At 64.9% G+C, this 20,799-nt stretch carries 17 protein-coding genes and 2 pseudogenes; 12 read left to right on the forward strand and 7 right to left on the reverse strand.

Annotation, left to right across the window (positions count from 1 at the left end; genetic code table 11):
* Positions 1-107: 107 nt before the first annotated feature.
* Positions 108-4,121 carry a hypothetical protein gene (locus EL22_RS01980; protein ID WP_050049921.1) on the reverse strand — a complete coding sequence of 1,338 codons (4,014 nt, stop codon included), beginning with the start codon at positions 4,119-4,121 and terminating at the stop codon, positions 108-110.
* Between the two features lie 407 nt (positions 4,122-4,528).
* Here EL22_RS01980 and EL22_RS01985 point away from each other — a divergent pair, with 407 nt between their 5' ends.
* Genes EL22_RS01985 through EL22_RS01995 form a run of 4 tightly spaced genes read left to right on the forward strand, consistent with a single transcriptional unit; the run spans position 4,529 to position 6,678 of the window.
* Positions 4,529-5,104 carry a biotin transporter BioY gene (locus EL22_RS01985; RefSeq protein ID WP_050049922.1) on the forward strand — a complete coding sequence of 192 codons (576 nt, stop codon included), beginning with the start codon at positions 4,529-4,531 and terminating at the stop codon, positions 5,102-5,104.
* Between the two features lie 25 nt (positions 5,105-5,129).
* Entirely contained in the window at positions 5,130-5,831 is a 702-nt protein-coding gene (locus EL22_RS01990) for an energy-coupling factor ABC transporter ATP-binding protein (RefSeq protein WP_050049923.1), read from the forward strand.
* Entirely contained in the window at positions 5,828-5,980 is a 153-nt protein-coding gene (locus EL22_RS16975) for a hypothetical protein (RefSeq protein WP_156184027.1), read from the forward strand. Before EL22_RS01990 ends, EL22_RS16975 begins: the two co-directional genes overlap by 4 nt.
* Positions 5,974-6,678, forward strand: coding sequence for an energy-coupling factor transporter transmembrane protein EcfT (locus tag EL22_RS01995; RefSeq protein WP_050049924.1), 705 nt, complete (start codon positions 5,974-5,976; stop codon positions 6,676-6,678). The genes EL22_RS16975 and EL22_RS01995 overlap by 7 nt, the downstream gene beginning before the upstream one ends.
* A gap of 25 nt (positions 6,679-6,703) precedes the next feature.
* Here the strand turns inward: EL22_RS01995 and EL22_RS02000 are convergent, their stop codons facing one another.
* Complete coding sequence (locus EL22_RS02000; RefSeq protein WP_050049925.1) at positions 6,704-7,420, reverse strand: CatB-related O-acetyltransferase; 717 nt, start codon at positions 7,418-7,420, stop codon at positions 6,704-6,706.
* Between the two features lie 706 nt (positions 7,421-8,126).
* Between EL22_RS02000 and EL22_RS17825 the strand changes: the two genes are divergently transcribed.
* On the forward strand, positions 8,127-8,288 hold the full coding sequence (locus tag EL22_RS17825; protein ID WP_197075826.1) for a hypothetical protein: 162 nt from the start codon (positions 8,127-8,129) through the stop codon (positions 8,286-8,288).
* Positions 8,289-8,455: 167 nt separating this feature from the next.
* On the opposite strand, the gene EL22_RS02005 is transcribed toward EL22_RS17825, so the two are convergent.
* Positions 8,456-9,166, reverse strand: a complete 711-nt coding sequence (locus EL22_RS02005; protein WP_050049926.1) for a bifunctional 2-polyprenyl-6-hydroxyphenol methylase/3-demethylubiquinol 3-O-methyltransferase UbiG — start codon at positions 9,164-9,166, stop codon at positions 8,456-8,458.
* A gap of 296 nt (positions 9,167-9,462) precedes the next feature.
* Here EL22_RS02005 and EL22_RS02010 point away from each other — a divergent pair, with 296 nt between their 5' ends.
* Positions 9,463-10,449, forward strand: coding sequence for an oxidoreductase (locus tag EL22_RS02010; RefSeq protein ID WP_050049927.1), 987 nt, complete (start codon positions 9,463-9,465; stop codon positions 10,447-10,449).
* Positions 10,450-10,559: 110 nt separating this feature from the next.
* Positions 10,560-11,156: a DUF192 domain-containing protein gene (locus tag EL22_RS02015; protein WP_050049928.1), complete on the forward strand. Its 597-nt coding sequence runs from the start codon at positions 10,560-10,562 to the stop codon at positions 11,154-11,156.
* 31 nt (positions 11,157-11,187) lie between these two features.
* Here EL22_RS02015 and cofH read toward each other — a convergent pair whose 3' ends face one another.
* The gene (cofH, locus tag EL22_RS02020; RefSeq protein WP_050049929.1) at positions 11,188-12,561 is read right to left on the reverse strand and encodes a 7,8-didemethyl-8-hydroxy-5-deazariboflavin synthase subunit CofH; all 1,374 of its coding nucleotides are present in this window, start codon (positions 12,559-12,561) and stop codon (positions 11,188-11,190) included.
* A gap of 239 nt (positions 12,562-12,800) precedes the next feature.
* Here cofH and EL22_RS02025 point away from each other — a divergent pair, with 239 nt between their 5' ends.
* The gene (locus EL22_RS02025; RefSeq protein WP_050049930.1) at positions 12,801-13,820 is read left to right on the forward strand and encodes a phosphoribosylaminoimidazolesuccinocarboxamide synthase; all 1,020 of its coding nucleotides are present in this window, start codon (positions 12,801-12,803) and stop codon (positions 13,818-13,820) included.
* Between the two features lie 213 nt (positions 13,821-14,033).
* Here the strand turns inward: EL22_RS02025 and EL22_RS02030 are convergent, their stop codons facing one another.
* Entirely contained in the window at positions 14,034-14,786 is a 753-nt protein-coding gene (locus EL22_RS02030; protein WP_050049931.1) for a CPBP family intramembrane glutamic endopeptidase, read from the reverse strand.
* A 107-nt stretch (positions 14,787-14,893) separates the two neighbouring features.
* On the opposite strand from EL22_RS02030, the gene EL22_RS02035 reads away from it, so the two are divergent.
* From EL22_RS02035 to EL22_RS02050, 4 genes and pseudogenes are all read left to right on the forward strand, one after another.
* Positions 14,894-15,403 (forward strand): hypothetical protein, encoded by a 510-nt coding sequence (locus EL22_RS02035; RefSeq protein ID WP_231587863.1) that lies wholly within the window; start codon positions 14,894-14,896, stop codon positions 15,401-15,403.
* A gap of 56 nt (positions 15,404-15,459) precedes the next feature.
* Positions 15,460-17,639: pseudogene (locus EL22_RS02040) on the forward strand (DHH family phosphoesterase).
* Between the two features lie 75 nt (positions 17,640-17,714).
* Positions 17,715-18,218, forward strand: a complete 504-nt coding sequence (locus EL22_RS02045) for an SHOCT domain-containing protein (protein ID WP_050049932.1) — start codon at positions 17,715-17,717, stop codon at positions 18,216-18,218.
* A gap of 47 nt (positions 18,219-18,265) precedes the next feature.
* A pseudogene (locus EL22_RS02050) lies at positions 18,266-19,359 on the forward strand (saccharopine dehydrogenase family protein).
* 73 nt (positions 19,360-19,432) lie between these two features.
* On the opposite strand, the gene EL22_RS02055 reads toward EL22_RS02050, so the two are convergent.
* Positions 19,433-20,386 carry an aminotransferase class IV gene (locus EL22_RS02055; RefSeq protein WP_050049933.1) on the reverse strand — a complete coding sequence of 318 codons (954 nt, stop codon included), beginning with the start codon at positions 20,384-20,386 and terminating at the stop codon, positions 19,433-19,435.
* An 8-nt stretch (positions 20,387-20,394) separates the two neighbouring features.
* Positions 20,395-20,685, reverse strand: a complete 291-nt coding sequence (locus tag EL22_RS02060) for a hypothetical protein (protein WP_050049934.1) — start codon at positions 20,683-20,685, stop codon at positions 20,395-20,397.
* Positions 20,686-20,799: the final 114 nt, after the last annotated feature.

Here is a 20,799-nt window from a genome sequence, read left to right on the forward strand (position 1 = left end):
ACGGCAGTTTGGTTTTCGGCGGCCTTCGAGAGACGCGTACCGACGCGTTTCTCGCCCGTAGCGATCGGCTGTCGTGGCGAAATCGATCCCGTCGTGGACGAATCCGATCAGCCGGCCGACTCGAGCGTCTGGGCCGTTTCGTTCGCCTGCGCCGGTGATCCGACGCTATCGCCGCCGTCCGGTTCGTCGCCGCCTGCTGTATCGTCTATCGATCCGCCGTCGTCAGCAACTGGCCCGCTATTCTGCGGCGAGTCCGTCGGCGGCGCGTCGGCGTTCGATTCGTCCGTGCTCGAGCCACTTGCTCCGGCCCCCGGCTGTGCTTCAGTCGACGTGTCCGCGTCGGTTTCGTCCGCTTCAGTGGGATCCCTTTCGCCGTCGCTAGTCGCAGCGTTTTCGCCGTCGTTAGGAGTACCGGTTTCACCGTCGCCGGGCGCGGCTACGTTTCCGTTCGCGTTCCCATCGCCACCGTTCCCAGATTCGACTGCGTCTGTCTCCTCCGATGGCGGTTCCTCGATCGTCACCGTCGCCGCATCGCTGTCGTTATCGCTCGAGACCGTCGCCTCGTACTCGCCGGGTTCGAGAGCGGACGTGTCGACGGCAAACGAAACCGTTTCGCTCTCGTCCGCCGCGAGCGCAACCGAGGCGGACCCCGTCACGCCATCGAGTTCGAGATCGATCGACTGTTCGGCTTCTTCCCCACCGATATTCTCCACGTCGACCTCGAGTTCGAGGTCCTCGCCCCGTTCGACCGGTTCGATCGGCTCGAGAATATCGACCGCGAACTCGGCCGGTTCGGTCGGATCGATTTCGCCCGCCGGGTCCGTTTCGACGACGATTGGCTCCTCGTAGTCGTAAAAGCCCATGTCGACGACCCAAGCCAGTCGTTCGTCGTCGTCTTCGGGCGTCCAGTCGACGGTGAAGGTCCCCGATCCGGGTTCGAGTTCGGTCGGAGGCTGGTCAGCGGTCGCCCCCTCGAGTTCGCTCTCGACGAGCAGGGCCGCGTCGTTCGGGTTGTCGTAGCCGAAGGTCACCGTGATGCCGTCGTCGGTCGGCGTCGCGTCCTCGACGGAGAGTTCGGGGAGTTCCGGGCGCACCTCCTCGACGCACTCGCTCGCGTTCGGGTTCACGTAATCGACGCTTCCGGGAGTCGCGTCGGGTGAGCTAAAGCCGACGATGGCCGCGCCGAACTCGCCGCCAGGGATCTCGACGACCGGCCCTTCGTCAGTCTCGCTCACCGCGAAGTCCTCGCCGACCTCGAAGACGATTGGCTCCTCGAGCGGCGCGTCGATGTCGTCGCCGACCGTCACCGAGTACTCGCCGAGGCTGTTCCCGATCCCGCCGCTCGTGTAGAAGGTGGTCGCGACGATGATCCGGTCGCCGTCCTCGAGCGATCCCGTCACCTCCGCCCGCGAACAGGTGGGGAACTCGGCCGCGAACGCCTCGGACGCGTCGTCCGGTTCGATCGTGTACTCGAGAGATTCGTTCTCGAGGACCTCGCCGTCGTCGAGCCCGTTCTCGCCCGTCGAAACCACCGCCACGTCGAGCGTCGCGTTCTCCTCGAGCGGCGGCGCGAGGTCGAGCGTCTCGTTGGTGATCGTTTCGTTCGCGTCGTACGACTCATTCGCACCGATCTGGTCTCCATCTTCGTCGGTTACGGTCAGTCCGTACTCGACCGTCGCGTTCGCCTCGTCGACGACGAGCGTCGAGCCGTTCCCGGTCTGGTCGCTCACCGAGAGCGTCGCCTCGGGTTCGTCCGGCGGCTCCGGCTCGTCATCCTCGAGCGTGTACTCGATCGAGTTGTTAGCCAGTTCCGTCTCGTTTTCGGCGTCCCGGACCGAGACATCTATCGTCGCGTTGTCCTCGAGCGGCGGCTCAAGCTCGAGTGTCTCGTTCGTCACCGACTCGTTCGCCTCGAAGGCGTCGCTCTCGACCGTCTCGCCGTCGTATTCGGCGGCGATCGCGTATTCGACGGAGGCGTTCGCCTCGTCGACGACGAGCGTCGAACCGTTCCCGGTCTGGTCGGCCACTTCGAGCGTCGCTTCGGGCTCGTCCGGCGGGTTGGGTTCGTCGTCCTCGAGCGTGATGAACGCGCTATCGAGCACCGGCAGGCCGCCCTGCGTGACGTAGGGTTCGTCGTCCGCGCCGTCGCTCTCGACGTACTCGAAGCGCTCGTCGTCGGTCGTGTCGTGGTGGACCGCCGCGACGATCGGCCCGTCCGCGGAGAGCGGTTCGTCGAGTTCGATCTCGACGTCCTCGTGATCGCCCGACTCGAGGTATTCCGAGTTCCCGATGACCGCATTCGGGTCGAGCCCGACGTCGACGCCGTCGTAGACCGCGACGAATCCGCCCTCCGAGAGCGAGACGGAGTCGACGGTGACGGTTTCGCCGGTGCTATTCTGGTCGTCGACGGAAATCGACGCGTCGCCCTCGAGTTCGTCGACCGTCTCGATTCGCTGGACGATCTCGACCTCGACGTACTGGACGATCCGGGATTCGTCGTCGGTCCCCTCGGAAACCGCGTACGCGACCGCGTCGCTGGCGGTCTCCTGGGTCAGGAGTTGCACCTGCGAGATGCTAATCCGCTGGGACTGGATCGCGCTCGCGGTCTCCTGACAGGCGCTCGAGGCCGCGATCTGCACCTGTTCGATCGACGCCCCCTGCGTCTGGCGTAACGCGCCGCTTGACGCGCCCTCGGCCAGCGCCTGTATCTGCACGGCGTCGACGACCTGGCTCTGGCTGACCGCGCCCGATCCGGCACCGAAGGCGGCGGCCTGGACCTGTTCGATTTCGACGGCCTGTCGTTGGATCGCCGAATCGACGGCTCCCGTCGCCGCCCCGGTCGCAGCGGCCTGTATCTGGGTGATCGAGACCGCCTGCTGCTGGACGACCACGCCCTGTGCGCTGCCGTCGGCCGCGGCCTGAATCTGTTCGACCGACGCGTCCTGACTCTGGACGATCGCTCCCGTCGCAGCGCCGAAGGAAGCTTCTTGGACCTGCGTGATCGAAATCCGCTGTACCTGCTCGATCGAGACCGTCTGGAGCTGTTTCAGCGGTCCCATTGCCGCGCCGTGGGCCGCCGCCTGCGTCTGCTCGAGGCTCACCGCCTGTCGCTGGACGAGCGCCCCCTTCGCGGCCCCGGTCGCGGCCTTCTGGATTTGCTTTACCGTCACCTCCTGGCGCTGGTCGACCTCGAGTCGCTGCTCTCCCTCGAGGGCCGCCTCGGTGCTTCCCTCGAGCGCGCCCCCTGCCGCGCCCGCCGCGGCGGATTGGACGTGCGCTATCGTGACCCGCTGGCGCTGCTCGGCGGTGATCGTCTGGTACTGCTCTAAGACGCCGTAGGCCGATCCCTGCGCGGCTTCCTGGATCTTCGGCGCGTGATCGACCCCGGTTTCACCCGCACTGGTCGCCGCGCCCGTGGCCGCGCCGAAACTCGCCACCTGTAGCTGTTCGACCGTCACGCGCTGGTGGTGGGCTATCGAACCGTGTGCCGCGCCCCAGGTCGCGCTCTGTAGCTGACTCGCGTTGACCGTCTGCGATTGGGAGAGCGCGCCCTCCGTCGCGCCGCCGACCACGGCCTGAACTTGCGTCGCGTTGGCCGCCTGGGCTTGCATCAGCGAGCCGTGGACCGCCCCCGCAGTCGCCGCCTGAATCTGCTCGGCATCCGCCTCCTGATACTGGTCAGCGGACGCGTTGGCCGCCTCGAGGGCCGCCGCCCGCTGTTCCTGTGTGATCTCGACGCCCTGGGCCTGAGCGAGGTCGACGCCCTCCTCGACACCGGCCTCGACGGCGTCTTGATCCTCCTGGGTGAGCGATGCGGACGCGGTCGCCGTCTGTGGCGAGCTGGGCGTCTGTGGCGAATTTGGTGCCAACTGCACTGGACCAGGGACTGACTGTACCGGACCGGACGCCATCGAGACCGTCTCGAGTTGGCTGTCTTCCGTCGCGGCGAATTCGCCTACCCCGGTCCGATCATCCCCAGTCCTAGCGTCGACGTTCTCGAAAGCGTCACCGTTCATCGGCTCTGGGTCCGACAGCCCGCCACCGAGAAACGGCAGGGCGACGACGCTCACGACCATCGAGACGGCGATCACCGCCGACACGACGAGTGCCCGGCGGCTCATCGTCTCTCTCGCCCCTCGGTGGCGATCGTTTCTCGATCAGCCGTCGCTGCCGACCCGTTCGTTTGCCCGCCTCCGCCCGATCCACTATCCTGATTCCCCCTCGCCAAGTGGCCCGTGCTATCTATCACCATACAACCGATTACCGGAACGAATCGGCGCTTAAGCACCCCGTTCGTTCCAGTTAGGGAGACGATACAATACCGGATTGCCGCGTTTGACGAGGTCCCACACACCGATCGAACCGCCCAGAAATCCCGCCACTCGAGACTCGAGGGAGGGAACGTTCGACCGGTCGGAATATCCGACAGGTAAGATTCGATTAGGAACACCGCTGGAGGGCGGTGCAGGCCGCGGAGCGAAACTCGGTAAACCGAAGTTTTGATAGCGGTTTACGAACGAGAGGGGGTATGCAAACCGAACAGGGGTCGGTCGATCTCGTCGAGGGGGACGTGGTCCGGGCGTTCGCTCGAGCGGCGTTGCTCGCCGCGCTGATGGGGGCGAGCGCGTCCGTCGCGGTCCCGATCGCGGGGGTACCGGGGACGCTTCAGATGCTCGTCGTCTTTCTCGCTGGATTGTATCTCGGGCCGGTGTGGGGACCGTTCGCGATCGTCCTGTACTTGTTCGCGGGGGTTCTGGGTGCGCCGATCTTTTCCGGCGGCAGCAGCGGACTCGGCGTCGTGCTGGGACAGTACGGCGGGTTCCTCTTGACGTTCCCGGTCGGAGCCGCGCTCACCGGTGCGATCGTCCACCGCGGACGCAATCTCCGCGATCCGGCCTCGGTCTTCTTGCCGATCATCGTCCTCGCACTCGTCGTGGCGACAGCGGTCGTCTATCTTGCCGGATTTCTGTGGTACGCGTGGGTGACCGACATCGCGGTTCTCGATGCGTTTATGATCTCCGCGCTCCCGTTGATCCCAGGCGACCTGCTCAAGATGGCCGCCGCGGTCGCGATCGTTCGATCCGGCCTCATCGAGGCGACGTGAGGACCCACCGAATCTACCACCACACATGATCGAGTTCCGATCCGTCACCTACGGCTTCGAGGACCGCCCGGTGCTCGAGGACTGTTCGCTCGAGATCGAAGACGGCGAGTTCGTCCTGCTGGCGGGCGCGAACGGGAGCGGCAAGACGACGCTGCTTCGCCACTGCAACGGGCTCCTCTCGCCCGACTCTGGCGAGGTGCTCGTCGACGGCGTCCCGGTCGCGGACGATCCCGTGGCGGCCCGGACGGCCACCGGCATGGTGTTTCAACACCCGCGGGATCAGTTCGTCGCGGCGACCGTCGCCAGCGACGTCGCCTTCGGTCCCGAAAATCTTGGCCTCTCACACGCGGCGATCGATCGCCGGGTCGAGGACTCGCTCGCGGCGGTGAACCTCGAGGGGCGAGGCGACGAGCGCATCGATACGCTCTCGGGCGGCGAGCAGTCTCGGGTCGCCATCGCCGGCGCACTGGCGATGGACCCGACGCATCTGCTGTTGGACGAACCGTTTACCGGTCTCGATGAACCGTCGCGCGAGGCCGTCCTCGAGCGACTCGCAGCCCTCTCGAGGGACGGAACGGGCGTCGTACTCGCGACCCACGATCTTCGCGATGTCGCCAGTCTCGCGGATCGAATCGTCGTGATGCGAGGGGGAGAGATACTCGAGGACGGCCCGCCATCGCAGGTCGTAGAGCGACTGGACGGCCTCGACGTACGAGCACCGTCATGATCGCCAGTATCGATGTGATCGCCAGCATCGGCGGAATCGCCGCCACACAGCGGACGGAAGCTCTCGAACGCCGCCTCGGACGGGGCATCGAGGCGTCCCATCGCACCGCCGAACGAACCGTCTCTGGGGGTGTGCGAGACGGATGCTGACCTACGAGCCGGACGACACCCTCGCGCACCGTCTCGATCCGCGCTCGAAGCTGGCGGTAACGGTCGGATTCGCCGCGACGGCGCTCGCACACACCGACGTCGTTCCGCTGATCGCGTTTACCGGCTTCGTACTGGTCGGGCTCGCCGTCGCGGGTGTGGGGCTCTGGCAAGCCCTGTACGGGTATCGCTTCGCGCTCGTGATCTTGGCGGCCGCGCCGGTCGTGTCGATGCTCACGCTCGGCGCTCCCTGGATCGTCCTTTCGGACGCGATCAGCCCCGCACTGGCCAGTTACCGCGTCCTCTTGCTCCTCTTGTGCAGTGCCGCGTACGTGAGATCGACTCCCGCGCGTGACTCTCGAGCGGCGGTTCAACGAACGATTCCCGGTAAACTCGGCCAACTGCTCGGCATGGGGGTCGGGCTGGTCTTCCGGTTCGTTCCGGTGGTTCTGGCCGATCTGCGACAGATTCGTCGCGCGATGGCCGTCCGACTCGGAACCGAACGCGGCGTCGTCGACCGCGTCCGACGAATCGGCGTCCTCGGCCTCTCGCGATCGTTCGCTCGAGCCGATCGGCTGTCGCTCGCGATGCAGGCGCGGTGTTTCTCGTGGAATCCGACGCTCCCCGCACTCTCGTTCTCGCGGCCCGACTGGGCCGCGTGCGCGCTCGGGATCACGCTCGCGCTCTCGGCGCTGCTGTAGTCCGTTCTTCCGTTCGGTCTTCGGCTTACAGCTCCTCTCCAACCCTCTCATTGACGGGCGTCGGAACGTCGGATTCGTCGGCGAGCCGTCGCTCGAAAAAGCCTCGATTCCGCCTGATCCGCGCTTCGTCCCAGGTCCACCACTCGAGCTCGAGCAGCTCCTCTCTCACCTCTCTCGGGAACCGCCACTTGATGTGCTCGGCCGGCACGCCGCCGACGACCGAGTAGGGGTCGACGTCGTCTGTGACGACCGATCCGGCCCCGACGACCGCTCCATCGCCGACGGTGACGCCCGAGAGGATTGTTGCGTCGACGCCGACCCAGACGTCGTTGCCGATCGAGATGGGGCCGCTCGAGGTCGGGGGTAACTCGCTGTCGAGCACCTCGTCGTACAGCCGGATCTGCAGCGACGGCTTTCGCGTGTCGTGGTTGGTCTGCTGGAACGTACTTCGCTTTGCGATCGCACAGTACCTGCCGAACTCGACGGCGCCGATCACGTCGCAGTTCGGCTCGAAGTTGGTCCGTTTGCCGACCGTCACCTCGCCGTTGAGAATGCACCCTCGGCTGATTCGTGTCCGCGGCCCGAGATCGATCGAGCCACGGAGGAGACTGCCGTTTGAGACGCGGGCCGATCGGGCGATCTCGAGGTCGAATCCCTCCGCGTATCGGTTGAGTAGCCCGTGTGTCACCGACGGATACCCCATCGTCGAGAGCACTCGATCGAGCGTCGTAGCGAGGTTCACACGTAGTACTCCGCCAACGCCTGTCCGGATATAGTTCACTGAACGATCGTGAACTGTCCGTTTCGAGAACCCGAGTTGGTCGTGGGTACTCGAGTCGAGCGACGGTCGCGGTTCGACTATCCGTCCAGCGCGGTGTCCCCCCGCGGAGCAGACGGGAGCTCACCGAGACAGTTCCGACAGTACGTGAAGACGAAATCGTTCGTGGTCCCGCAGTACGGGCAGCTCGCCGGCCGCTCGGCAGTTTGCATACTTCCGGTCGATTCGGACATCATACTTCGTCGTCGGCGACTCGGACGTATATTCACTCTCCGGACGTGTGCAAGCCGCCGCAGCCGGCCACCAAAGTAATCCGTCCTCTCGAGCCGGCGATAAGATTGATATGCTCGTACTTGCTATCGCAAGTTGCGTAGGTGGAGGATGGGGGGAATCTGTTGTTGCCAGCAACCGATCATCGTCAACGGCCATTCTTCTCCGACGCATCCCCGTCGCTGGGGAACCCAACGTCAGGCCCGTTCGGGCCTTTTGCTGGCGGGAATTAGGGAATGTCATTCGATAACGGCGCGAACGTGATCGCCGTTGAACGGTCTCTTCGAACGGCCGGACTCGAGTCGGCCTCGAAAGTGCGTTAGATTCCCATCACTACGTTTATAGAAATAGTTGAAATCGCCAGCAACAGACGTATCCGACCGGATCCGTTGGCCACAGTATGGCAACGAAACCGCCGCTCGAGTGTCCGATTTGTCACGCACAGATCAGACACGGCCACAAACTAGAGCACCACCTGGTCGATAATCACCAAAAGCGCCAGCTCGCGAAGTTCGTTGCCACCGAAACCGTCGCCATGGAGAACAACGAAATTTCGGAGTGAACGGCGAGCGACGGACGGTGAGTTCGACACAGTGGCGGCCGTTTTTCGACCACACGTCTCGAGCCGTGTTCCGGTCGGTCGCCTCGAGCGCCCGTTTTTCAGTCGATTACCTCGGACCTCCGTTTTCCGGTTGGTCGTCTCGGACCTCCGTTCTCGGTCCTGTGATGTTAACGCTCGCTCGTATCCACGATAAAGATCGGATCCTCGCGCCCGGCACCCGTGTACGACGACGTGTACGTGGCGACGATCCGGGCGTCGTCACCGACGATTTCTCGAAAGAGATCCGCGTAGTACTCCGAGAGTGGCTGGGGGAGGTCGTTGGTTTCGCTCCCGAGGTACCGATCCCCCGGCGGTTCGTAGACGAATAGGTCGGATTTCTCACACAGCATCCGTATCATCTCCGCGGCCGACTCGAAGCCGAACGCGCTGACCCAGTGGTGATGGACCGTCAGAAACAGGACGATGTCGGATTCGGGGAGGTCGCTCACCGTCTCCGGTGTGATCTCTTGGGCGCGAAAGGCTGCCGTGTCACCGGAATGCGTGTTTCTGGCGATCCTGATCGATTCGTCGTCGGAATCGACGCCGACGGCGTAGAGCCCGCACTCGGCCGCTCGAGCGCAGAAAACCCCCTCCGCACAGCCGATATCGAGCACCGACTCGTGCTCAGGTTCGATGTGGGTCTCGATGTACTCCCAGCGCCGTTCGTTGTCGATCCGTCGATCCTGATACTGCGGTTTCTCGAGCAGCGGAGTGTTGATCCGGAGGTACTCTTCGGCCCCGCGTTTGAGTCGCTCCGTGCCGCCGTCCCGGTAGAGTTCGACGGCGCGTTTGATGAGCGCGAGTGGCTTTTGTTCCGTAGTAACGGTGGTCTCAGCCATCGAAACTCGACCTCCGCTGGACGCTCGAGCTGAGCATGGAGGGCCGACACCGAGGCAAATCTTGATGGTTCCCCCGGCAAACTCCACTGTTTTATGGCACCATCGACGTTCGTCTCGGCTGATCTCACCGCAGACGAGCACTCTTTCGACAACGCATCCAATGGAGAATAGAATCCGAACGAAGAGACGGTGACCGAGGGTCCACGATCTGCTCGAGGTGGGTCCCAAACGATTGACGGATCTGTCGCGGATACCGCGACCCGAGCTATCAAACGGCTGTAGCCCGTAGCGTGGGTATGAGCTGGACCGCGGCCGACGTTCCCGACCAGTCGGGGCGCACAATCGTCGTCACCGGCGCGAACAGCGGCATCGGCTTCGAAGCGACGCGAGTGCTCGCCGACCGCGGTGCGACGGTCGTCATGGCCTGTCGCAGCGTCGACCGCGGCGAGTCGGCCGCAGCGGAGATCCGGACCGAGAACGGGCCCGACATCGAGGGCGACCTCGTCGTCGCGGAACTCGATCTCGCCGACCTCGAGTCGGTCCGATCGTTCCCCGAGCGGTTCGACGAGGCGGTCGACCCCGACGGCGGCTCCTCGGAAGTCGAACTCGACGTGCTGGTGAACAACGCGGGCGTGATGGCGATTCCGCGCCGGGAGACGTCCCAGGGCTTCGAGATGCAGTTCGGCGTCAACCACCTCGGGCACTTCGCGCTCACCGCCGTCCTGTTCGATCGCCTCGCGAGCGATGCCCGCGTCGTCACCGTCTCGAGCGGTCTCCACGAGCGCGGGGAGATCGACTTCGACGACCTGCAGGGCGAAGCCGACTACAGCCGGCAGGGAGCCTACGCCCAGTCGAAACTGGCGAACCTGCTCTTCGCCTACGAACTCGACCGGCGACTCGACTCGGTCTCGCCGAACGCGCTGAGCGTGGGGGTCCACCCCGGCTACGCTGACACGTCGCTGCAGGCTCGAGCGCCCGAGATGGACGGCTCGGTCACCCGCAAGCTCCTGATGGACGTCGCCAACGCCGTGCTCGCTCAGTCGGCGGCCACGGGCGCGCTGCCGACGCTGTACGCGGCGACCGCGAGCGACGTTCAAGGCGGGGAGTACTACGGCCCCGGCGGCTTCATGAACATGCGCGGCGCGCCGGAACGCCAGCGCTCGGCCGAGCAGTCTTACGATCGCGAGACGGCCCGAAAGCTCTGGGATGTCTCCAAGGAGTTGACCGAAATCGAGTTCGACCTCGAGAAGCCGGTCGCCGATCGCGAGCGCATCGAGGAGTGACGACCGGTCGACGAAAGCTCCCGAATCGGGCCGTCCCTCGAGAGAAACGTACACGTACACGTGACGATCGACAAATATTTATCAGTGGCTTCGTGGTGAGAAATGCACAGATGACATCGCCTCGCCCACCGGCTTCGGATCGAAGAAGCCTGTTGACCGGCCTCGCCGCGAGCGTCGGCGTTCTCGGCCTCGCCGGCTGTACCGAGTCCGACGATAGCGACCCGGCGAGCGGAAACACGAGCGCGAGCGGGGACGGCGAGTCGGGCGGCGACGACGGTTCGAGCGACGACGACTCCGCGGCGGTCCACGCCGGCTACGACGAGACCGAGGTCAGCGTGATGACCCTCGAGGGCGAGGAACTCGGGGAGGTGACGGCGGCGGTCGCCGACACATCGGACCTGCAGTGGCTCGGGCTCAGCGACACCGAGGAGTTGCCCGAGGATCGGGGCATGATCTTCATCAACCGCTCCGAGCAGGATCTGCGATTCGTCATGCGGGAGATGTCCTTCGGCATCGACATCATCTACGCCGACAGCGAGGGCGTCATCACGGGGATTCACCACGCGCCAGAGCCCGGCCCGAACGAGGACGGCTCCGAACAGGGATATCCGGGCTACGGCCAGTTCGTCCTCGAGGTCAACTACGAGTGGACCACAGAACGGGGCATCGAAGAGGGCGACGTGCTCGAGTTTTCGTATTCGGGGTGAGGGATGCTCGCCAAGACGGCAAAAAACGGCGTCAGTCGTCGGCGGGAACGGTATCGTCGCCTCGAGCCAGCAACGGCGTCCCGTCGGCTTTCGGCCCGAGTTGCGGTCCGAACGGCGGGTCGTCGGGGTCGACGACGCGGCGTTTTTCGTAGTCCGTCGAGCGCTCGACGGGGACGCGTCCGATCGAGGTGATGAGGTCGACGTAGTCCTCGACTGAGCGGAACTCGCCGTACTCGCCACCGGCGCGTTTGGTGATCTCCTCGGAGAGGATCGTTCCCATGAAGTCGTCCGCACCGCAGGAGAGCATCTTCAGGCCCTGCTCGTCGCCGTATTTCACCCACGAGGACTGGATGTGGTCGATGTTGTCGAGGAAGAGCCTCGAGACGGCGATCAGCAGTTCGTCCTCGTCGGTGCTCGCGCCGCTGGAGACGACGTCGTGTTCGTAAAGCGGCGTATTCTGGTGGATAAAGGAGAGCGGGACGAACTCGGCGATCGCGCCGTCGACGCGCTCCTGGAGGTCGCGGATGCGTTTTAAATGCATCACTCGGTGGGCCTCGTTTTCGACGTGGCCGTACATGATCGTCGAGGTGAGGCCGTGGCCGGCGTCGGCCGCGGCTTCCATCGCCTCGAGCCAGCCGTCGGTACTGATCTTGCCGGGGCAGATCACCTCCCGGACCTCCTCGACGAGGATCTCGGCCGCGGTGCCGGGGACGGTATCGAGGCCGGCGTCTCGAAGGCGGCTGTAAACATCCTCGTAGGACCAGTCGGTACCGCGCCGGGCGTGATAGGCCTCTTCGGGGGTCATCGAGTGGACGTGGACGCCGTCGACGCTCATCGCCGCCATCTGTTCGGCGTAGGTGCCGGGATCGGTGTCGTACCGTTTGGGCGGCTTGTAGTTGACTTCCTTGCGGTTTTCGGTCGCCTCGAGAATCTCGAGATGCTCGTCGTCGAGCGCGAACGCGGGGTGAAGCCCCGAAACGGAGGTGACCTCGTAGATTCCTCGGTCGACCGCGTCGCCGACTATCTCGCGGGACTCGGCGGGGGTTTTGGTAAAGCCCTGACTCTCCATCTCGGCGTCCGATTCGAACGTGTGAGCGGCGTCTTTGAAGTTACAGAACAGACAGCCGACGTTACAGGCCGTCGTGACGTTGTTGTTCAGGTTCGCGATGAAGGTGACCTCCTCGCCGACGACGTCCGCGCGCCGGTGGTCTGCGGCCTCGAGGACCCGTTCTTTCCGTCGCTGGTCGATCCCGTCAACATCCGTTCCCGTCGTCAACAGTTCGATCCCGTCGTCGACTGTGAGTCGGTCCTTGTTCCGTGCTTTTTCGAGCGCGTTCTCGAACGACTGTCCGGTCTCGGGAACGTGCTCGAACTCGAGGTCCGCCTCGGTCACCGGTCGCTCCATCGTAGCAACGAACCCGTTACAGCGCCAAAAACGTGGTGAAACGTGGCTGAAGTCGCCGCTATCTCCGAGCACCGGATTCCGGGGGTGGGTCGAATCGAACCGGACCGAGCACTCCCTGCTCGAGGCCGCCGTGTGTACGCTCGAGCGAACGGGTCCGCGACGAATACTGAAAACTTCTTACGATGGGGACACGGGACGTTGAGTATGAACCGCGGGGGCCACTCGACGAGGTGCCACGAATGACGAGCGTCAAGGAGTTTCGCATCGAGGAACCGGCGACGGCCGACTCGCTCGGCCGCGGCGCGTTCGTCTTCACCGACGACTACTCGGTGTTCGACTGGGGCAAGATGCCCGACCAGATCCCACAGAAGGGAGCGACGCTCTGTACGATGGGCGCGTTCAACTTCGAACTGCTCGAGCGGGCGGGCGTGCCGACCCACTATCGCGGCGTCGGCGTGAACGGCGACGTGAGCCGACTCGAAGACGCGTCGCGCCCGCCCTGGGAGATGGAGATCGATCTGACGCAGGTACCCAATCTCCCGAATGAGGGCCGGGAGTACGATTACGAGTCCTATCACGCCGAGGCGGGCTCGAACTACCTGATCCCCCTCGAGATCGTCTTCCGAAACACGGTGCCGATCGGCTCGAGCCTCCGCCGACGGACCGAACCGGCGGACCACGGCCTCGAGTTCTCGAGTTGGCCCGACGAGTCGGTCGACCTCGAGAATCCGATCGTCGAATTTTCGACGAAGTACGAGGAAGGCGACCGATACCTCGACCGCGAAGAGGCGGATTACATCGCGGGCGAGGCCTCGATTACGGACCTCGAGGCGCTCGCCCGCGAGGTCAACGAGATCATCACCGAGCAGGCGACCGGAGCCGAACTGGTCCACCAGGACGGCAAGATCGAGTGTCTCACCTTCGACGGCGAGATTCGAGTCGCCGACGTGGTCGGCACCTTCGACGAAAACCGATTCAGCCACGAGGGCACCCAGCTATCGAAGGAGGTGCTCCGACAGTACCACAAGCGGACCCAGCCCGAGTGGGTCGAAGCGGTCAAACACGCCAAAGCCGAGGCCGAGCGCCGCGACGTCGCCGACTGGAAGTCGCTGTGCGAACGGGACCCGGAACCGCTCGACGAGGCGGTCATCGAGACGGCTCGAGATCTGTACTGTGCCGGCACCAACGCATACACCGGACTCGACCTCTTCGACGCGCCGCCGCTCTCCAGTGCGATCGGCGCGGTCAGTCGGCTGTAACACGGTTTCGTCGAAACGACGGCGAACGAACCCGCTTCTTATCGAGACAGGTAGCTCTCAGATCCGGACATTCACGCGGCGTTTTTCGATCGTGAGCCGTTCTGATAGCCGGAGTCGGGGCTATCCGAGCGGAAAGAAGAGAAGCAGAAAGCGGACGCGGTGGGGAAACGCGGTGAATCTGCCGTCTGGGGGCGTCACCGACGGTGGAACGAACTAGACGAAGGCCATCGAACCGAGAAACAAAATCGTGTTGAACGCACCGTGAACGACCACGGGGACGACGAGCGTGTTCGTTCGCTCGTAGGTCTCACCGAAGATCGCGCCCATCACGGTGTAGTACGCGATCATGTGTACGATACCTGCGGCCGAGGGTCCCAGCAAGAAGATCGGATATACGTGGAAAAACGAGAACACGAACCCGGCCAGTCCGATAGCCGCGACCGGTCCGAACGCCGCTCGCAGACGCCCCTGAATCACGCCGCGAAACAGGAACTCCTCGACGGGACCGACGACGAGCAGCGACAGCACCGCACCGAGGACCAGAACGATCGCCGACGAGGAGTCGTACCCCGCATACTCCGTGAATCCTGGCGACACCTCGACGGCGGGTATCAATGCGTCAGTACTGGCAAACGAGAGCGTCACGGCGGCGAGCCCGGCAGCGAGGCCCGCGACGGCGACACCCCAATCGTGCCGGTTCGGTGACTGGATCGGAACGTCGACGGCCGGCCGATACCACATGTATCCCACGCCGACGACGAGAAACGAAGCCTCGACCGCGAGCAGGCTGAGAACGAACGTTACCCACTCCGATCCCGGCTGGAACGGGACAGTGAGGAGACTAAACGCTGTATTCGAGAGAACCGCGGCGATACCGAGAAGCGCGACAATTACCAACGCACGGCCTCGAGACATCTGCCCGACTGGCGACTCGAGCGTGTCAGTCTGACTTGTCGTTTCGACCATAGACGACATGTCGAACCGTTCGTAAATATGTATTCTCTGAACGGATTTTAAGTCTGTCGTCTGTCATATCCGGAATAGCTATCCGAATCGCGACCGATCGCAGACGCATGGCCGACATGACTCGGACCGTTCCGGACGACGCGTACGCGGCCCTCGGTGACGAAACGCGACTCGAGATTCTGTTCGAACTCGCCGACCACTACGAAGCGGCCTGGTCGGCCGGTTGGCTCTCCTTTTCGACCCTCTGCGATCGAGTCGGTGTCGACGATACGAGCCGATTCAACTACCACCTCCAGACGCTACAGGACGAGTTCGTCGTCAAGGAAAACGAACAGTACCGGCCGACAATCGCCGCCCTCGAGGTCGTCACCGCGATTCGATCAGGAACGTACGACGGCGAGACCGAGCCGTGCGAGAGCGTCACCGACGAGCGCTGCCCCCACTGTGATCGGCAGCTGGTCGCCCGCCACGACAGGCACTTGCTGCTGCTCGCCTGCCCCGAGCACGGGACCACGCTCGGCTATCCGGTCCCGCCAGTCGCCGCCGGCCGAMYAGTCGCTCGAGAGTCAGAGAAACGGCGGTATCCGGAAGATCGAGATCGCGACCGCTGGCGGTGACCGTCGCGGACGCATTTCGACAACAGTTTTAGTCCGAACCTGCTTGGTGCGAGTAGATGGGTAACTGTATCATCTGCGGCAAGCCCGTCGACGGCTTGGTCTGTGAGGTCCACGAGGAGGATGTCGCCTTCGAGTTCGAAGGCACCGCCGCCTCACAGCTCTCGCCCGGTCGGTTCTACCGGGGTACCGTCGACGGCTACGCCGACTTCGGCGTCTTCGTCGACGTCGGCGACCACGTCACCGGACTGTTGCACAGAAGCGAACTGGACCAGCGACTCGAGAGTCTCGACTGGGAACCGGGAGATAGCGTTTACGTCCAGGTTCTCGACGTCAGAGACAACGGAAACATCGACCTCGGCTGGTCGATCAGACAGGACGACCGCGACTTCCGCGGCCAACTGATCGAAACCGCCGACGACGAACTCCGTCCCGAGGAGTTCGAGGACGATGCGGACGAGTCTGCTGACGGTACGGACGAGTCGACCGATCAGACCGAATCCGCGGCGTCGACAGCCGACTCGAGCGCCGAAGTCGCCGCCAACGGTAGCGGATCGACGGCGACCGACTCGGTCGGTACGGACTCGAGTTCGACGGAGACGGCCAGTTCGACCGAAACGACCGACACACCGGAAACGACCGAAGCCGCCGGGACAGCCGAGCAAGCCGCTGCGGCGACCGAGGCCGAGGCTGGCGAAGACACCGACTTCGAGTTCGGAACCGAACCGTCACTGAACCGAACGACGGTCAACGACATCGACTCGCAGGTCGGGAGCATCGTTCGCCTCGAAGGCGAGATCACCGGCATTCGACAGACGTCCGGTCCGACCGTCTTCGAACTCAGCGACGAGACGGGCACCGTCGAATGTGCCGCCTTCGAAGAGGCTGGTGTGCGAGCCTACCCCGACGTGGAGATTGACGACGCCGTCGCGCTCGAAGGCGAAGTCGAGCGCCACCACGGCGACCTCCAGGTCGAGACCGAAGCGCTCGAGGTCCTGACCGACGACGAGCGCGCGACTATCCTCGAGCGACTCGAGGAAGCGATCGAACAGGAAGCGCGCCCGTCGGTCCTCGAACTCATCGACGATCACGACGCGGTGTCAGCTGTCGAGGACGAACTGTTCGACGCCGCGACGCAGATTCGTCGCGCGGTGATGGAGTCGCGTCCAATCGTCGTTCGCCACCAGGCGACCGCCGACGGCTACATCGCCGGCGCGGCGATCGAGCGCGCCGTCCTGCCGCTGATCCGTGAGAAACACACCCGCGACGACGCCGTCTATCACTACTTCGAGCGACGGCCGCTCGAGGGTCGCGTCTACGACATGGACGCTGCGACCGACGACGTCACCTCGATGCTCGAGGCCCGCGAGCGCCACGGCGAACAACTGCCGCTCGTGATCCTCGTCGACGCCGGGGCGACCGCCGAGTCCGCGGACGGCTACGACCTCCTCTCGCTGTACGACACCGAGTCGATCGTCATCGATGACACGCGCGCCGACGAGGAGATCACCGACGCGTCTCGCTCGCGGTAGCGCCGTCGCTCGCCGGAGCCGACGTCTCCAGTTTGACGTCGACGGCGCTTGGGGCGAACGTCGCCGCCGCCGTCAACGACGACGTTCGCGGCGACCTAGAGCACCTCCCGGCGGTGAGCTACTGGGAGGACGTTCCCGAGTCCTACCTCACGCTCGCGACCGATGCGGGCTACGACGAGGAGACCCTCGCCGAGCGCCGCGAAGCCGTCGCGCTCGAGGCGTTCTATCAGTCCTACAAGGACAAACGCGAACTCGTCACCGACCTGCTGTTCGACGACGACGGCGATCTCGCGGCCCACGTTTCCGAACAGTTCCGCGACAAACTCGAGACCGAACTCGAGGCCGCCTCGGAGAACTGCGCCGCCCGTGGCGTCAACGGCGTGACGGTGTCGGTGCTCGACACCGGTTCGTTCACGCACCGGTATAACTTCCCGACGACGACGCTTCTACTCGACGCGCTTCACCGTCGCGAACGAACGCGAACTGAGCCGCCGTTCGTCACGCTCGGCGTCGGCGACGCCGAACTGCACGTCCGCGCGACCGAAGAACTCGACGTCCGCGATCTCGCGGCTGGAATCGCAGAGCGCGTTCCCGACGCCGGCGTCTCGGCCGTCGGCGGCCGCGACGGCCACATCGAGTACCTCGTCGGCGAACGCGACGCCGTCGAGGAGGCCGCACTCGAGACGCTCGGCGAGACGCTCGCCTAACTCGGATCGCTCGTCCTGCCGTTCGCTCTCAAATCGGTAGAAACATCTTTCATCGTCGCCCATGAGGTGTCATCTATGAGTGAGGATCCGGCGACGCGAGTCCGTGAGAACATCACGGAGATCACGACGATGGTCGTTACCGGATTATGGCTCGCGCTCATGTTCCTGGGAGTCGATAGTGGCCTCTGGCTCGCGGTCCTCCTCGTGGGATACGTCGTCGTTATCCCGATCGTCGCGCTGGTGTTCGGCGACGAAACGGACCGAGAAGAGTGGTGGGGAGACGGGTCCTGGGAGGAGTCGGACACGAGTACGGACACGGAAACCGAATCGGACAGCCGCTCCGACCCAACGACGACTCCGGAGTCCAACAACCGCGAGGCCCTCGAGATGCTCCGGTCCCGCTACGCCGCCGGCGAGTTGACCGACGAGCAGTTCGAGCGCAAGCTCGAGCGACTGCTCGAGACGGAAACGATAGAGGACATAGAGCAGCGCCGCGGTTCGGAAGGCGACCGTGGACGTGCGGACCGCCAGACGAACGGTCCAGCAGTGGACCGCGATGTCGAGTACGAGACGGAGTAGCACGCGTCTGCCGTAGCTTTACACGACTCGACCTCGATGCGAACCGCATGGAGCGGCTTCTCGTCTACGGCTCGTACGGCTACACCGGTCGGCTGATCGTCCGCGAAGCCGTCGCGCGCGGCGGTTCCCCGACGGTCGCCGGACGGGACGACGGGCGCGTCACCGCGCAGGCTCGCGAGCACGGCCTCGAGTCCCGCACGTTCTCCCTCGAGGACGATGTTACATCCCTTCTCGCCGAGTTCGACGCAGTCCTGAACTGCGCGGGCCCGTTCGTCGAGACCGCAGAGCCGCTGGTCGAGGCGTGTCTCGAAACCGGAACCGACTACCTCGACATCACCGGCGAGTTCCGCGTGTTCGAGCGGATTCGACGCCGGGACGACCGCGCTCGAGACGCCGGCGTGACGCTGCTTCCGGGCGTCGGGTTCGACGTCGTCCCGACCGACTGTCTGGCGGTGTTTCTGGCCGAACGGCTCCCGAGCGCGACCGACCTCGCACTCGGCGTTCAGGGAATGGATTCGCGGCGGGGTATCCCCGCGCCGTCGGGCGTCTCGAGAGGGACGGCGAAGACGCTCGTCAATCAGGCCGGAACGACCGCCGTCGCTCGCAAGAACGGGACGCTCGTCCGACTGCCCGGTCTTCGACGCCGGCGGATCGACTTCGGCGACGGCCCCCAACACGCCGTCGCGGTCCCGCTCGGCGACGTCGTCACCGCGGCGCAGACGACCGGCATCGAGAACGTCGCGGTGTACGCCGCGATGCCATCGTGGGCCGGCTCCGCAATGGCCGCCATCGAGTCGATCGGCTGGCTACTCGAGAGCCGTCCGGTCCAAAAACTGGCGCAGCAGCGATCGACGCCCTGATCGACGGGCCCAGCGAGTCGACCCTCGAGACGGGCGAAACCGTCGTCTGGGGTGAAGTCAGCGACGGCGAGGAAACCGTTCGAGGCCGGATTCGAACGCCGAATCCCTACGCGCTGACCGCCGAATCGGCCGTCGAGGCCGCAACGCGGGTGCTCGAGGGCGACGTTCCAGCGGGGGCACAGACGCCGGCGACGGCCTTCGGCGCCGAGTTCGTCCTCGAGTGTTCCGACAGCGAACGGGAGCTGCTCGAGACGAACGCAGCCGCCGATTTCGAAACGTAGTCGTTCGGGCGCGGGAGCTCGAATCGAAGCTGTACGGGCGATCGACGTGTGGAGTCGGACGAACCCCCGACCGTCAGTAACACCGTTCCTCGACGCGCTCGTCGTACATCCTCGAGAGCGCCTCGAAAATCCGATCGTCGCCCACCGGGCCGTTCTCGCCCACCGAATTGTCGCCCTCGAGTGCGACGCCGTCTATCGAGGCGACGGGTCGCAGCTCCCACGTCGTGTTCGTCAGGAAAACCGAATCCGCGTTCCGGAGTCGTTCGGGCCGATATCGGCCCTCTTCGACGGGAATGTCGGCATCCCTGGCGCACTCGAGGACGACCCGACGGGTGATTCCGGGGAGAACGGGACCGTCGGTCGTCGGCGTGTACAGCGCGCCGTCCTCGACGAAGAAGACGTTGCTCGTCGCCCCTTCGGCGGCGTACCCCCCACCGTCGCGGAGGAGCGCCTCGTCGCCACTCTCGAGTTCCTGGCGCGCCAGAATCCCGTTGAGGTAGTTGTGGGTCTTCGCCGCGGCGGGCACGGCGTCGTTCGGGACTCGGCGCGTTTCGACCGTCTCGAGCGCCGCCGGGCCGTGCCAGACGGGGTCGCCCTCGAGGCCGCCCCGCGGCAGCGACCCGACGTAGACGACGACCGTCGGATCGACGTGAGGGTCGGGTGTGAGTTTGCCCGGCTGGACGCCGCGGGTGATCGACAGCCTGACGTAGGCGTCCTCGAGGTCGTTCGCTGAAAGCGTCTCGTCGATCCGCGAGAGCAGATCCGCCCGCGAGAGCCCGTGAGTTAGCTCGAGCGCGTCGCAGGTCGCCTCGAGGCGAGCCGCGTGGGCGTCCCACTCGAAGAGAGTCCCGCCGTAGGCTCGCAGCGTCTCGAAGGCGGCGTCGCCGTAGCGAAAGCCGCGATCGTCCACGCGGACGGTCGCGCGAGACGCGGGGACGAGTTCGCCGTCGACGTGGTAGGTCGGTTCGCCGGACGGGCCAGCGCCGTCGGCGTCGTCTCGAGCGTCGCCCGCTGTGTGTTCGGACATGCGTTCTGTTACCTCGAGTCGTACTCGGCCGCCAGTTCACAGAAGTTTCGGATCAGGCGTTTGCCGACCGAAAGCGAGATGGAGTCGCCTCGCGCGTTTCGGTGGTTCGAATCGGTTCGCTCGCCCGCCGTCTCGGAGGCGGGCGCTCGAGTGAGGATGCTCTCGGGGCGTGCCCGGAGCCGTTTGGACTGTCCTCGAAGCGTGTTTCCGCGGCCCTGACGGCGTCTTGAACGGACTCGAGGGAGGTCACGACCCGCGGTTCGGTCATGAAAGTGAGAAGGAGCCACCCAGCTAATCATTTTGCGGTTTCGAACCGACGACGGTCGGAAAGAACGCGGGACAGCAACGTTTCGAGTCGGCGCGCGATAGCAAGAGCCGACACTGCGAAGCAATCGGTGCGGGAAGAGGCGGGC

It is taken from the genome of Halostagnicola sp. A56 (assembly GCF_000691505.1).
Classification (GTDB): Archaea; Halobacteriota; Halobacteria; order Halobacteriales; family Natrialbaceae; genus Halostagnicola.

Excerpts from the sequence above, each read along its gene's own strand:
- EL22_RS01980 (WP_050049921.1), bottom strand. The coding sequence starts at position 4,121 with ATGAGCCGCCGGGCACTCGTCGTGTCGGCGGTGATCGCCGTCTCGATG.
- EL22_RS01985 (WP_050049922.1), top strand. The coding sequence starts at position 4,529 with ATGCAAACCGAACAGGGGTCGGTCGATCTCGTCGAGGGGGACGTGGTC.
- EL22_RS01990 (WP_050049923.1), top strand. The coding sequence starts at position 5,130 with ATGATCGAGTTCCGATCCGTCACCTACGGCTTCGAGGACCGCCCGGTG.
- EL22_RS16975 (WP_156184027.1), top strand. The coding sequence starts at position 5,828 with ATGATCGCCAGTATCGATGTGATCGCCAGCATCGGCGGAATCGCCGCC.
- EL22_RS01995 (WP_050049924.1), top strand. The coding sequence starts at position 5,974 with ATGCTGACCTACGAGCCGGACGACACCCTCGCGCACCGTCTCGATCCG.
- EL22_RS17825 (WP_197075826.1), top strand. The coding sequence starts at position 8,127 with ATGGCAACGAAACCGCCGCTCGAGTGTCCGATTTGTCACGCACAGATC.
- EL22_RS02005 (WP_050049926.1), bottom strand. The coding sequence starts at position 9,166 with ATGGCTGAGACCACCGTTACTACGGAACAAAAGCCACTCGCGCTCATC.
- EL22_RS02010 (WP_050049927.1), top strand. The coding sequence starts at position 9,463 with ATGAGCTGGACCGCGGCCGACGTTCCCGACCAGTCGGGGCGCACAATC.
- EL22_RS02015 (WP_050049928.1), top strand. The coding sequence starts at position 10,560 with ATGACATCGCCTCGCCCACCGGCTTCGGATCGAAGAAGCCTGTTGACC.
- cofH (WP_050049929.1), bottom strand. The coding sequence starts at position 12,561 with ATGGAGCGACCGGTGACCGAGGCGGACCTCGAGTTCGAGCACGTTCCC.
- EL22_RS02025 (WP_050049930.1), top strand. The coding sequence starts at position 12,801 with ATGACGAGCGTCAAGGAGTTTCGCATCGAGGAACCGGCGACGGCCGAC.
- EL22_RS02030 (WP_050049931.1), bottom strand. The coding sequence starts at position 14,786 with ATGGTCGAAACGACAAGTCAGACTGACACGCTCGAGTCGCCAGTCGGG.
- EL22_RS02045 (WP_050049932.1), top strand. The coding sequence starts at position 17,715 with ATGAGTGAGGATCCGGCGACGCGAGTCCGTGAGAACATCACGGAGATC.
- EL22_RS02055 (WP_050049933.1), bottom strand. The coding sequence starts at position 20,386 with ATGTCCGAACACACAGCGGGCGACGCTCGAGACGACGCCGACGGCGCT.
- EL22_RS02060 (WP_050049934.1), bottom strand. The coding sequence starts at position 20,685 with ATGATTAGCTGGGTGGCTCCTTCTCACTTTCATGACCGAACCGCGGGT.